The sequence below is a fragment of the Pseudofrankia asymbiotica genome (assembly GCF_001983105.1).
GTDB lineage: Bacteria > Actinomycetota > Actinomycetes > Frankiales > Frankiaceae > Pseudofrankia > Pseudofrankia asymbiotica.
In genome coordinates this window covers 56,505-69,497 of record NZ_MOMC01000049.1, presented here as the reverse complement: position 1 = coordinate 69,497, position 12,993 = coordinate 56,505, and the positions used below count along the sequence as shown (strand labels likewise).

Sequence of the window (12,993 nt, the reverse complement as noted above, 5' to 3'; positions counted from 1 at the left end):
TGACACGAGGCGCCAGCCTCAATGGATGGCTCCGGGACGGCCAAGAGTGGTAGATAGCAGCAAAGGCCGCAGATGGGGCGAACAACGGGAGCCGGAGCCGGCCTGGTACCGTGACGCACGCGTTCAGCTATCGGCACGACTCCGACTTCCCGGACAAAGGGGTGAACCGCATGACGCGCGTGGAGGCTCTGCTGGCCGCGGACGAGTTCGTGGCCAAGGTGCTCACGTCCGCGTCGTCCGCGGGCACCACCGGTGGTCGTTTCACCGGCGCGCTGAACCTGGCCGAGCGGGTCGATCTCACCCTCCGTGTCGCCCGCTTCCTCCTCGAGGGTCAGCCCTCGTCGGAGACGGACGACATCCTCAAGCGGGACATGCGCAACGAGCTGGACCAGGCCTTTCCGCCGCTCCGGACTTCCTGACAAGGTCAGCGCGGCCGAGAAAGCGCGCGTTTCGCCGCGCGTAGCCGCTGGCAGAACCGCAAGCCGTAGGTTCCTGCCGGATCCGATCCATTTCGGGTGCGCCGGCCCGAGTGGCCAGGCGCACCGCGATTCAGCAGAGGGTCAGTGGCGGACGTCCGGGACGATCTCGCGCTCGGGAGCGACGATCGGGGCCGTCGGCTCGACGAGGATGATGCCGTCATCTGGCGGAAGCGGCGGAGTAGCGCCCTGCTCGACGGACTCCTCGAACAGGTGCCGACGCCACCGCTCGCGGTACACCGCCGTCGCGAAACCGATGATGCTGACCAGCATCACGATGACCCCGACCGCGGTGAGGTCGATCCCTGGTGTGTCGCCGCGGACGGCGAATGCCAGGATTGCTCCGAACGCGAAGAACCCGAGGCTTGCCATGATTCCCATGCCGGATCAGTACCCAGGTAAGCCCTAGCCGGAAACAAGCTCTGTTTATTGGTTCGCTCCGTCCGGGCGCGGCGCTCCGGCGCCGTCCTCGCCTGGCGGCTCGGACGACACCTCCGCGCCGCGTCCTCCTCCGCTCACGGGCGCTACGGCGACCTCGCTGCGGCCCGACCATGGTCGCTTCGCTCCATGGCCAGGCCTCCGCGAGGCGCGCCTCCGCGCCCAGCGCGGTCACCCGCCGCTGGAGCGTTGCGGGATCCGGCCTTATAGGGGGCTGGTGCCGCGGGGCACTTCGCTGCGCTCGTGCAGGGGTTCACGGCCGGCCAGCGCCCGGACCCGGACTGGTGACGTTGCGGCGCAACGGTACCGGGCTGGCCCGGAGGCGCACCTCGCGGAGGCCCGGCCCACAAGCGAAGCGACGTGGGCCGGGCCGCAGCGAGGTCGCCGAAGGGCACGTGAGCGCAGGAGGACACGGCGCGGAGGTCCCTTGGGAGCGAAGCGAGTAAGGGGCCGGAGCGCCGTGCCCGCACGAAGCGAACCAGCAACAACCTTCCCGCCCGGCCCCGGCCGACTACGACCCTGACCCCGCCCAACCCCAACCCACCTCCGCCGACCATCTCGGCTAGGAGCGAAGCGAGTAAGGGGCCGGAGCGCCGTGTCCGCACGAAGCGAACCAGCAACAACCTTCCCGCCCAACCCCGTCCGACTCGGACCTAGGACCCGTCCGACTCCGACCTCGACCTGGGCTTGCCTCGGAGCGACCGAGCAACAACCTTCCCGACCAGCCTCCGGCCGGCGGGCTGGTTTAGAACGCGGCTTCGGGGACGTCCATGAGGTCGAGGGTGGTGGCCTCGAGCATCGCGCGACGGGCGCGCAGCTCGGGCAGGACGTTGGCCGCGAACCACTTCGCGGCGGCGATCTTGCCCTGGTAGAACGGCACGTCCCTGGCCGTCGGCGAGTCGGCGAGCGCCGCGAGGGCGACGTCCGCGCCGCGCAGCAGCAGCCAGCCGATGATCAGATCGCCGAGGCTCATCAGCAGCCTGGTGGAGTTCAGGCCGACCTTGTAGACCTCCCGCTTGTCGTCCGCGGCCCCCGTCAGGAACCCGACCATCCCGCCGACCATCGACTGGACGTCCTCGAGCGCGGCGGCGAGCTGGTCACGCTCCCCGGCCAGCGCGCCGTTGCCGGCGTCGCCCTTCGCGAACGTCTGGATGTCGATGAGCAGCGCGGTGAGCGCCTGGCCCTTGTCCCGCACGATCTTGCGGAAGAACAGGTCCTGGCCCTGAATGGACGTTGTGCCCTCATACAGGGTGTCGATCTTGGCGTCGCGGATGTACTGCTCGATCGGGTAGTCCTGCAGGTAGCCGGACCCGCCGAGCACCTGCAGCGCGCTGGCCAGCAGCTCATACGACCGCTCCGAGCCGACGCCCTTGACGATCGGCAGCAGGAGGTCGTTCATCCGCGCGGCCCGCTCGGCGTCCGATCCGGCGCCACCGGACAGCGCGTCATGCGTGCCCGGGACACCGGCCTCAGCCTCGGCGAACGCCACCGTGTCCTGGAACGACGCGGTGAAGAGGGTCAGCGCGCGCATGCCTTCGGCATAAGCCTTCTGCGCCATCAGCATCCGCCGGACGTCCGGATGGTTGATGACGGTCACCCGCGGTGCGGTCTTGTCGGCCGCCTGGGTCAGGTCGGCACCCTGCACGCGGGTGCGCGCGAACTCGAGCGCGTTGAGGTAGCCCGTGGACAGGGTGGCGATGGCCTTGGTGYCGACCATCATCCGGGCGTGCTCGATCACCTGGAACATCTGGGCGATGCCGTCGTGGACGTCACCGACGAGCCAGCCGACGGCCGGTGCCCGCTCGCCGAAGCGCACCTCACAGGTCGTGGAGACCTTCAGGCCCATCTTGTGCTCGACGTTGGTGACATAGACGCCATTGCGAGCGCCGGGAGCGCCGGTGCTCGGGTCTGGCATGAACTTCGGGACGATGAACATCGACAGGCCCTTGGTGCCGGGGCCGTGGCCCTCCGGCCGGGCCAGCACCATGTGGAAGATGTTCTCGGGGACATCCCAGTCACCGCTGGTGATGAACCRCTTGACGCCTTCGATGTGCCAGGTGCCGTCTGGCTGCGCCACCGCCTTGGACCTGCCCGCGCCGACGTCGGAGCCCGCGTCCGGCTCAGTGAGCACCATCGTGGCGCCCCACTGCCGCTCGATCGCCCAGCCGGCGAGCTTCTTCTGCCAGTCGGTGCCCAGCCGGTCGAGGATTCCGGCGAACGTGGGGCCGGCCATGTACATGAACACGGCCGGATTTGAGCCAAGGATCAGCTCGGAGGCCGCCCAGGCGACCGTGGGCGGAGCGCCGAGCCCGCCGAGGTGCGCGGGCACGAACAGCCGCCACCACTCGCCCTCCTGCAGGGACGCGAAGGACTTCTTGAACGACTCGGGCAGCCGCACGGTGCCGGTGGCCGGGTCGAACTCGGGCGGGTTGCGGTCCGCGTCCGCGAACGACTCGCCCAGCGGGCCGACCGCGAGCCGCTCGAGCTCGGCCAGCACCTCATGGGCGGTCTCACGGTCCATCTCCGTGAACGGGCCGGTACCGAGGATCCGGTCGACCCCCAGCACCTCGAAGAGGTTGAACTCGATGTCCCGCAGGTTGCTCCGGTAGTGCCCCATGGCCGCCCCCATGTCCCGCTTAGGGCCTCCGGCCGCGCGAGSCTTCGCCATCGCGGCCTTTGGCCGTGTCCCCTAGGGCCTCTGGCCGCACCGAGGCTTCATCCCTCGCCACGACCATCGACCAGTCCCGCCGTCGCCGCGACCCGCCGGGCCGCCGTTGACTTAGTTACCGGCGAGTACGTGATACCCCATGCTACTCGCCAGTAACCAGCACGCAAAGGGGACTCGACGGCAACGACCGGGCACCCGATCGCCCGAACAGGCCGGCGTCCACACCCAAACCACGACAGATAGCCACCCAACGATCAATGGCTTATCTAAGCTGGGTGATGGGTACCGGTCGGACATGTGCTGACGGAGCCGCCAGAAGGGCGGCGGGACGCTACGGAGCGCGATAGCTTTGCGAGCGCCCTGTAACCGGGCGGTCGGCAACTGCTCCCAGCGGCCGGCACGCGCGCCCGCGGTCCGCCGGGTGGGAGGAGGTAGGCCGTGGCCGGTTGGGCACACGTTCGCCGGCGAAGCCGACGACCTGATCTCGACCGTCGGCGAAGCCGGCGGCTTGGTCTCGGCGGTCAGCGAAGCTGGCGACCTGGTCTCGGCCGCCGGGCGGTCGTGGCGGGCGTTCTGCCGGTGCTGGTCGCCACCGCCCTGACCGGATGCGGGCAGAGCAAGGACGACCCGGCCAGTTCGTCCGCTCCCCAGGGGGTCACCGCGGCCACGACCGACCCGGAGGCACCGCCCACACCGCCCGAGCCGAGCTCTCAGCCCGCGCCCACCCCGAGCGGCGTCACCAGCGACAGCGGCACCGGAGGCACCGGAGGCACCGGGGGCACCGGGGGCACCGGAGGCACGACGGGTTCGGGCAAGCCGGGCGGTGGTGGCGGGGCAGCCGGCACCGGCGAGGCAGGCGGCGCGGGAACCCCCGTTCCCTCCGGGGCGAGCGACGCGCCCGCGGAGCCGAACGTGTCCGCGTCGCCCGTGTTCGTCGGCGAGCCCTGCGCGCCCAGTCAGGACACCGCACCCGCCGTCGCGATCAATGGTCTGACGCTCTACTGCGCCCCGCCGACGCCCGGCTCAGGCGGCCTGGGCAGCTGGTCGGACGTCCCGTCCCAGCAACAGCAGCAAGGGCCGACGCCGGGCGCGGAGTGCGACAGCTCGGATATGGGACACGTCCAGCAGGATCCCTCCGGCCGCCCGGTCGCCTGCCTGCGCGAGCCCAACGGCGAGTTCCGGTGGGCGGACATCTCCTGACGATCGTGACCGGCGCGGCTGGCTATCGTGGGCGCACGCGAAGGAGGACCCTTTCGCGCACCCATTGGCCCTGTGATCCCATGGACGGAGGCCGCCGGGCACGCGAAGGAGGACCATTTTCGCGCACCCCTTGGCCCAACATCGTCATCGCGCCGCGGGAGGCCTGCCGTCAGTCCGATCGTCGCCGTCGAGAATCTGACGAAACGGTACCGGCGGGTGCACGCGGTGACCGACGTCAGCTTCTCGGTGCGGCGCGGCTCGATCACGGGCTTCCTGGGGCCGAACGGCTCCGGCAAGACCACCACCCTGCGCGTCCTGCTCGGGCTGGTCACCCCGACGAGCGGCCGCGCGCTGATCGACGGGCGTGGCTACCGCGAGCTCGCCGACCCGGCGCGCCGCGTCGGCGCCGTGCTGGAGCCGGTGGCCTACCCGACCCGGACCGCGGCGGATCACCTGCGCGCGCTTGCGATGCCTCTCCGGGTCGGCCGGCGCCAGACCGACGAGGTACTCGGCCTCGTCGGGCTCGAGGACGCGGCGGAGCGCGCCACCGGCTCCTTCTCGCTGGGCATGCGCCAGCGGCTCGCGCTCGCGGGCGCCCTGCTCGGCGACCCGGAGCTGCTGGTGCTCGACGAGCCGGCCAACGGCCTCGATCCCGAGGGCATCCGCTGGCTGCGTGACTTTCTGCGTTCCTGGGCCGCCGAGGGCCGCACCGCGCTGCTGTCGAGCCACGTGCTCGCCGAGGTCACCCAGACCGTCGACCACGTCGTGATCATCGACCACGGCCGGGTAGCCCTCGATGCCCCGATGCCCGAGATCGGCCAGGGCTCGGTGACTGTCAGGACCCCGTACGCCGATCTGCTCGCCGATCTGCTCGCCGACGATCGGGCGGCCGAGGCCGGGGCTGGTGCCACGGCCGACACGCCGGTCCATCGCGTGGGGCCGGACGAACTACGGCTGCCGCACGGCTGGGCCGAGCGGGTCGGGCAGGTGGCCGCCGAGCACCGGATCCCCCTCGTCGAGCTGCACACCACCGGGCCGGACCTGGAGGGCGTGTTCTTCGCCCTGACCCGCGGCGACGCGGATGACCCGGAGGTGGGCTCCCGTGTCGCGCGCCCGCGGGTGGCCGGCCGATGACCACCGCGTTCCCCGGCGGTCACGGCGCGCGGGACGGCCAGCGGGGCCGAGCCTCTGACAGCGGCGCCGAGGACCGGACCCGTGCCCGCAAGCGGGCAGGGACCCGGGCACGGACCAGCCGGCCCGCCGGGTTAGGCGTCCTGGTACGCACCGAGATCTTCAAGATCGCCACCAGTCGCGGTCAGCGCAACACCATCGCGCTGTTCCTGATCTTCCAGATCCCGACACTGGTGTTCTGGGGCGCGCAGGCGTCGTCGGTCAGTACGTGGGAGGGCCTGCGCTCCCGCGCGGGCCTGTTGCTCGGCTACCTGCTGATGGCACTCGGGGTCCAGATCGCCGCGAGCGAGTTCCGCTGGCGCACCGCGACCCTCACCTGGCTCGTCACACCCGCCCGCCACCGGGTGCTCGGCGCGCAGCTGCTGACCGTCGTGGCGCTGGGCGCGGCCCTGTCCACGCTGACGTTCACCGCCTGGGTAGCGGTCGGCGTCGCCCGCCACGATGCCAGGACGATGCGCCTGGACCGGCCCGGCGAGCTCGCGGGCGCGTTCGCCGTCGTCGTCCTCGCCGTCTGCGCCGCCGGTGTCGTCGGCGTGGCGGTCGGGTCGATCGCCCGCGGCCCGAGCACGGCCCTGCTCGGTCTGGTCGGGGTGGGTCTCCTGGAGCTGATTGGCGACTCCAGCCGGTTCCGCGGCCCGGTGACCAGTCCGCTCGGCGTGCTCGGCTGGCCGACCTCGGAGCTGGACACGGTGTCCCTGTGGGCCTCGCTCGGCTGGGGAGCTGTCGCGACGGCCGCCGCGYTCGCCGCGTTACGCCGGGACCTACCCGGATGAGCGGCCTGGACGAGCGAAGGGCGTGCGAAAATGATTCGCCTTCGCCCGCCCGACGGCCGCCGTCCATGGAATCAGAAGGCCAAAGGGCGTGCGAAAATGGTCCTCCTTCGCACGCCCGGCGGCCACCGCCCATGGAATCGGAGGGCCGGCGGCCGTCGTCGGTGGGATCAGAGGGCAAGAGCGCACGCGAAAATGATCTTCCTTCGCATGCCTGGCGGCCGTTGCTCCCGGGATCAGAGGGCCAGAGGGCACGCGCACATGATCTTTCTTCGGACGCGCGGCGACCACTGTTCCTGGGATCATCAGCAGGCAGACCGGTAGCTCCCGGCGACGGGCCGTGGAGTACCCCCCAGGAGGAACCGGTGTGGGACGAGTCACGACGCGAGCGACCGATGCCGAGATCCCCTGCCGTCACGCCACCCGATCGGCCTACCATCCGGCACATGGTGGCGTGCCCGACATGCTTGGAGGAGAACCCGGACCGCGCCCGGTTCTGCTCCGGCTGTGGGAACCCCCTGCCCACCGCGCGCAGCGGGACCCGCAAGACAGTAACGATCATGTTCGTCGATATCACCGGCTCGACCCACATCGGCGAGAACATCGACTCCGAGCCGCTGCAGCAGGTGATGTGGCGGTTCTTCACCAACGTCCGCGAGGTCATCTACTCCCACGGCGGCACCGTCGAGAAGTTCATCGGTGACGCCGTCTTCGCCGTCTTCGGCATCCCGGTGCTGCACGAGGACGACGCGTTGCGGGCGGTGCGGGCCGCGCTCGACATCCGGGACAGGATCCGCGAGCTCAACGCCGACCTGCGCCGCGACTGGGGCCTCGGGCTGAGGATCAGGATCGGCATCAACACCGGCGAGGTCACCGTCGCCGGCAGCGGGGTCACCGGTGACCCGGTCAACGTCGCCTCCCGGCTGGAGGAGGCGGCCGCCCCCGACGAGATCCTGATCGGCGACAACACCCACCGGCTGATCCGGCCCAGCGTCACCGTCGACCCCGTCGGCCCGCTCGTCGTCCAGGGCAAGCGCGACCCGCTGCGGGCGCACCGGCTGGTCGCGCTGGTCGACCCGACCGCGGGCCCCGGCAGCCGCACGCCGTCACTGAGCCTCGCCGCGCCGGTCATCGGCCGCAACCGGGAACGCCGGCGCATCCAGGACGCCTTCGAGGCCGTCGTCGAGGAGCGCATCTGCCATCTGTTCACGGTGCTCGGCCCGGCCGGCATCGGGAAGTCGCGGATGGTGAAGGAGTTCTGCGACGGCGTGTCCAACCGGGCGACGGTGCTCTGGGGGCGCTGCCTGTCCTACGGCGAGGGCATCGCCTACTGGCCGTTGATGGAGATGGTCCGCCAGGCCACCGGGGTGTCGGCGGACTCGCCGACGCTGGAGGGCAAGCGCCGGCTGCGCGAACTGCTCGACGAGCTGGGCGTGGCGGGGGCGGCCGAGGTGGTCGCCGCGCTGGCCCCGCTGGTCGGCCTCGGCGGCGCGGAGGTGGGCACCCAGGAGAGCTTCTGGGCGGTCCGTACGTTCTTCCAGGCGCTCGCCGAACGACGCCCGCTGGTGCTCTGCTTCGACGACGTGCACTGGGYGGAGCCGACGCTGCTCGACCTGATCGAGCACATCACCGACTGGTCACGCGACGCCCCGATCCTGCTGCTCTGCCTGACCCGGCCCGAGCTGCTGGAGGAACGCCGGCAGTGGGGCGGCGGCAAGCTCAACGCCACCTCGATGCTGCTGCAGCCGCTCACCGAGGCGCGCTGCCAACGGCTGATCCGCAGCCTGATGGGTTCGGACGACCTCGCCCCGGAGCTGGTCGACCGGATCACCTCGTCGGCGGCGGGCAACCCGCTGTTCGTCGAGCAGATGGTCGCCGCGCTGGTCGACGACGGCCTGCTGCGCCGGGAGGGCAGCCGCTGGACGGCGACCAGCAGCCTGCGCAACGTCAAGGTCCCGCCGACGATCTCCGCGCTGCTCGCCGCCCGGCTCGACCGGCTCGACGCGGCCGAGCGCCGGGTGCTGGAGCGGGCGGCGGTGGTGGGCAACCGGTTCTACCTGGACGCCGTCGTCGACCTGTCCGAGCCGGAGGAACGACCTCACGTCGCCGCGCACTGCCTGGCGCTGGTCCGTAAGGAACTCGTCCACCCGGACCGCTCCGACCTGCCCGGCGTCGAGGCGTTCCGGTTCCTGCACGTGCTGCTGCGCGACTGTGCCTACCAGGCGACGTCCAAGCGCCAGCGGGCCGATCTGCACGAGCGGTTCGCCCGCTGGCTGCAGGCCAGGATGCTGGGCGGCCCGGGCGAGCACGACGAACTGGTCGGCTATCACCTGGAGCAGGCCTACCGCTACCGGGTCGAGCTGGGCCAGCGCGACGCGGCGACCATCGAGCTCGGCCGGCAGGCCGCGACCTGCCTGATAGAGGCGGCCGACCGGGTCCGCCAGGGCGACGAGATGGGCGCCGCCCAGCTGCTCAAGCGGGCGATCGTGCTGCTGCCCGAGCTGGACCCGCTGCGCCTGCGAGCCGAGATCGACCTGGGCTGGGCGCTGTACTCGTTCGGCCGGCTCTCGGACGCGGACCGCATCCTGCGCCAGGTCACCGAGCGGGCGCGGCGAGCCGGCGAGGACGGGCTGCGGGCGCATGCGCGGCTCGCTCACCTGCGGGTGCTGTTCTCCACCGAGCCGGACGGGCTGGTCGCCACCACCCTTGAGGAGGCGGGCGAGGCGCTGGCGGACTTCGTCCGCGAGGGCGACGAGGTCGGCGCGGCGCTGGCCTGCCGCAGCCAGGCCGCCGCCTACACCGCGGCCGGCCAGTACGCCGCGGCCGAGAAGGCGATGGACATGGCGGTCCAGCACGCCGAGGACTCGGGCGTGCCGCGGGCGGCCCAGTCGCTGCGCCGAGAGCTGACCAGCCTGCTGAGCTGGACGCCACGACCGGTCGGGGAGTCCATCACCATCGCGACGGCGGCGCTGGTGGACGCTGGCGACGACCGCGGCCAGCGGCGGGCGCTGCTCGCCCAGCTGGCGGTGCTCACCGCCATGGCCGGCGACCTGGAAGGGGCGCGGGCCCACCTCAAGGACGCCGAGGAGATCGTCTGGGACCTGCGCGGCCCGCGGTTCGACCCGCTGCACAGCGGGTTCGTGGTTGCCAGGGTGGCGCTGCTCGCCGACGACCTGACGACCGCCGAACGGGAGCTGCGCCGCAGCTGCCGGCACCTGTCACGGATGGGCGAGCGGGCGTACCTGGCGACGAGGGCCGCGGCGCTCGCCGAGGTCATGCTGGCGCTCGGCCGGCTCGACGAGGCCGGCAAGTACGTGACCCGCTGCCGGGACGCGGCCGCCACCGACCAGCTRCCCGCGCAGGCCGGCTGGTGCGGGGTCCACGCCCGGCTGCTGGCCATCCGCGGCCGCGAGGCGGAGGCGCTGCGTTTCGCGGAGACCGCCGTGGATCTCGCCGGGAAGACCGACGATTTCGACTGCCAGGCCACCGCCCTGCTCGCCCGCGCCGAGGTGCTGCACCGCGCCGATCGCAAGGACGACGCCGCCATGAGCCTGGCGGACGCGCTCGAGCGCTACCACCGCAAGGGCAACGTGACCGCCGCCGCGCTGGCGGCACGCGCCTTCGAGAATCTCGAAGGCCCGGCCACCGTCGTGATGCTCACCCCGCCGCTCTAACATTGGTTCGCTTCGTGCGGGCGCGGCGCTACGGCCCCTTACTCGCTCCGCTCCCAAGGGACCTCCGCGCCGCGTCCTCCTCCGCTCACGTGCCCTGCGGCGACCTCCGCTGCGGCCCAACCCACATCGCTTCGCTCGGGCCGGGCCTCCGCGGAGGCGCGCCTCCGGGCCAGCTCGGTCGCGGAGTGCTTGAACGTCGCGAACCGTGCTGGCCCGTTGCGAGGGGCGGGCGGCGACTACCCGTCCTCGGGCTTTGGAAGTGGGTTGAGCCGCTTCACGTCATAGGCAAAGCCGGCCAGGTCGATCGTCTGTGGCGAGACCGGTTTGAAGGTCGTGCCGCCGTCGCCGAACGTGGCTGTCACCAGGAAACCGCCGACCCTCAGGTCATTGGAGATCCTGGGGTTGAACTTCTGGTCCTTGTATACGAGCTTGCCGTCGATCCAGATGAGCATCAGCCCGTCGGAATACCCCTCGAAGTTCAGCTTCACGCCCTGCTCGACGCAGACCCATCGCCCTCGCGGCCAGCGCCAGGTGGCTTTGCCCACGGTGTTGGTCGGGTGATCGGAGCGGGCGGTGTTCGCGTATACGAGGCCGGAGTCGCCATCCCTCCAGGCGAAACGCGTCGCGAATCCGCTGCGCAGGGTCTCCGTCCGCACCCGGTTCTTCACGATTGTCCCGAAGAAGCCGGGCAGACGCCCACCCTTGCCAAAATCGAAGTTCTGTGGGAATCGTACGTAATATCGCATGTAGAGCTCGTACGGCGAGCGCAGCGTGTGGTCCACGAACATCTGGACGCCGCCGTAGGTGGCCCCGTCCTGGTAGATCCGCTTCTCCTCGGGGTTTGTGACGTCGATCGGGATCGACACCCGCAGAAGAGAGGGAAAACGCTTGTCGTCGGACGGCAGCACCTCGGCCAGGTCGAGACCGAAACTGGACCGGGTCATCGGGACCAGCTTCTCGCCGAAGAACTGCCTGGCGACGTCCGTGTTGGCGAGCGTGCGGTGGGCCCGCGCCGGCGTGGTCGACGCCGCGACGGGCGTCGACGTGTCCGGCGGCAGGATCTCGCTCGCCGGATCCACCTGCCGCGGTCCCGAACCGCAGGCGGCCAGCCCGCCGCTGAGGCCGGCCGCCGCCAGCCCCAGGGCGCCAGCGGACGACGAGCGCATCAGCGCCCGCCGGGTCATTCCGCCTTTCAACCGCCTTTCCTGTCCGTCGATCCTCACAAGGTCGGCCGGCCAAGCGCGTGAAAGGTCCAACCAGCCTGCCGCCAGCGCACCGGGTCAAGGGTGTTGCGCCCGTCGATGACGACCGGCTTGCGGACGACGGACGCGAGCACGGCGGGGTCGATCTCGCGGAACTCCGCCCACTCGGTCAGGTGCAGCACCACATCGGCGTCCAGCGCCGCGTCGAGCGCGTTCAGCTCGTACCGCAGCTCAGGATGACGGCGTCGGGCGTTCGGCATCGCGGCCGGGTCGCAGATGGTGACCACCGCGCCCGCGTCATGCAGCGCCTTGGCCACGTCGAGCGCCGGCGAGTCCCGGATGTCGTCGCTGTTCGGCTTGAAGGCCGCGCCGAACACGGCCACCCGCTTCCCCTTCATATCGCCACCGGCCACCTCGGTCGCGAGTTCCGCGACGCGTGCCCGACGTCGGAGGTTGATCGCGTCGACCTCGCCGAGGAACGCGACAGACCGCCCGATATTCAGCTCCTGCGCCCGGGCCTGGAAGGCACGGATGTCCTTGGGCAGGCACCCCCCGCCGAAACCCACGCCGGCCCCGAGGAAGCGGCCGCCGATCCGGGTGTCGTAGGAAAGCGCCTTCGCCAGGACCGTCACATCGGCGTCGGTCGCCTCRCAGACCTCGGCCATCGCGTTGATGAACGAGATCTTCGTGGCGAGGAAGGAGTTCGCCGCGACCTTCACCAGCTCGGCGGTGGCGAAGTCCGCGACGATCAGCGGCGTGCCGGCGTCGAGCGGCCGGGCGTAGATCTCGCGCAGGATGGCCTCCGCCCGGTCACCGTCCTCCGTCGGCACACCGAAGACGAGACGGTCGGGGCGCAGGGTGTCCTCGACCGCGAAGCCCTCGCGGAGAAACTCCGGGTTCCAGCCGAGACCAACGTGGGGCGCCTCGGTCGCGAGCCGGGCGGCCAGCCGGGCGGCCGTCCCCGCGGGCACCGTCGACTTGCCGATCACCAGCGCTCCCGGTTTGAGACCGGCGGCCAGCAGACCGTCCATCGCGCTGTCGAGGTAGCGCATGTCGGCCGCCGCTGAGTCGGCCCGCTGCGGGGTGCCCACGCACAGGAAGTGCGCGTCCGCGTCGGCGACGTCCTCGAAGGACGAGCTGAAGGTCAGTCGGCCTGACTCGAGGTTCTTGCGGAGCAGCTCCTCGAGGCCGGGTTCGAAGAACGGCACGGCCCCCGAGGCGAGGCTCGCCACCTTGGTCTCGTCGACGTCCAGACCGACGACCGTGAAGCCAAGCTCGCTCATACATACCGCATGCGTGGCACCCAGGTAACCGGTGCCCACCACGCTGATCTTCGTCACCAGTCGACCAGAGGCCGCCGGATCATCTCCTCGC

The 12,993-nt window shown here is 71.2% G+C and carries 9 protein-coding genes; 5 read left to right on the top strand and 4 right to left on the bottom strand.

The features are described from left to right. The first annotated feature begins 170 nt into the window (after positions 1-170). Entirely contained in the window at positions 171-419 is a 249-nt protein-coding gene (locus BL253_RS24220) for a hypothetical protein (RefSeq protein WP_007516179.1), read from the top strand. A gap of 141 nt (positions 420-560) precedes the next feature. Here the strand turns inward: BL253_RS24220 and BL253_RS24215 are convergent, their stop codons facing one another. After that, positions 561-857, bottom strand: coding sequence for a hypothetical protein (locus BL253_RS24215; protein ID WP_076819405.1), 297 nt, complete (start codon positions 855-857; stop codon positions 561-563). 802 nt (positions 858-1,659) lie between these two features. Continuing rightward, positions 1,660-3,531 carry an acyl-CoA dehydrogenase gene (locus BL253_RS24210; protein WP_076819404.1) on the bottom strand — a complete coding sequence of 624 codons (1,872 nt, stop codon included), beginning with the start codon at positions 3,529-3,531 and terminating at the stop codon, positions 1,660-1,662. Positions 3,532-4,143: 612 nt separating this feature from the next. Here BL253_RS24210 and BL253_RS42415 point away from each other — a divergent pair. From BL253_RS42415 to BL253_RS24190, 4 genes are all read left to right on the top strand, one after another. Next, entirely contained in the window at positions 4,144-4,782 is a 639-nt protein-coding gene (locus tag BL253_RS42415) for a hypothetical protein (RefSeq protein WP_076819403.1), read from the top strand. A gap of 225 nt (positions 4,783-5,007) precedes the next feature. Continuing rightward, a complete protein-coding gene (locus BL253_RS24200; RefSeq protein ID WP_241835068.1) occupies positions 5,008-5,916 on the top strand; it encodes an ATP-binding cassette domain-containing protein in 909 nt (302 codons plus the stop codon). Further along, the gene (locus tag BL253_RS24195; RefSeq protein WP_241835067.1) at positions 5,913-6,746 is read left to right on the top strand and encodes an ABC transporter permease; all 834 of its coding nucleotides are present in this window, start codon (positions 5,913-5,915) and stop codon (positions 6,744-6,746) included. The genes BL253_RS24200 and BL253_RS24195 overlap by 4 nt, the downstream gene beginning before the upstream one ends. 443 nt (positions 6,747-7,189) lie before the next feature. Next, positions 7,190-10,417 (top strand): ATP-binding protein, encoded by a 3,228-nt coding sequence (locus BL253_RS24190; protein ID WP_076819402.1) that lies wholly within the window; start codon positions 7,190-7,192, stop codon positions 10,415-10,417. A gap of 236 nt (positions 10,418-10,653) precedes the next feature. Here the strand turns inward: BL253_RS24190 and BL253_RS24185 are convergent, their stop codons facing one another. Beyond that, on the bottom strand, positions 10,654-11,613 hold the full coding sequence (locus BL253_RS24185; protein ID WP_241835066.1) for a polysaccharide lyase: 960 nt from the start codon (positions 11,611-11,613) through the stop codon (positions 10,654-10,656). 23 nt (positions 11,614-11,636) lie between these two features. Further along, the gene (locus BL253_RS24180; protein ID WP_274535247.1) at positions 11,637-12,959 is read right to left on the bottom strand and encodes a UDP-glucose dehydrogenase family protein; all 1,323 of its coding nucleotides are present in this window, start codon (positions 12,957-12,959) and stop codon (positions 11,637-11,639) included. Positions 12,960-12,993 lie beyond the last annotated feature (34 nt).

Coding starts and splice junctions, on each gene's coding strand:
- BL253_RS24220 (WP_007516179.1), top strand. CDS start 171: ATGACGCGCGTGGAGGCTCTGCTGGCCGCGGACGAGTTCGTGGCCAAG.
- BL253_RS24215 (WP_076819405.1), bottom strand. CDS start 857: ATGGGAATCATGGCAAGCCTCGGGTTCTTCGCGTTCGGAGCAATCCTG.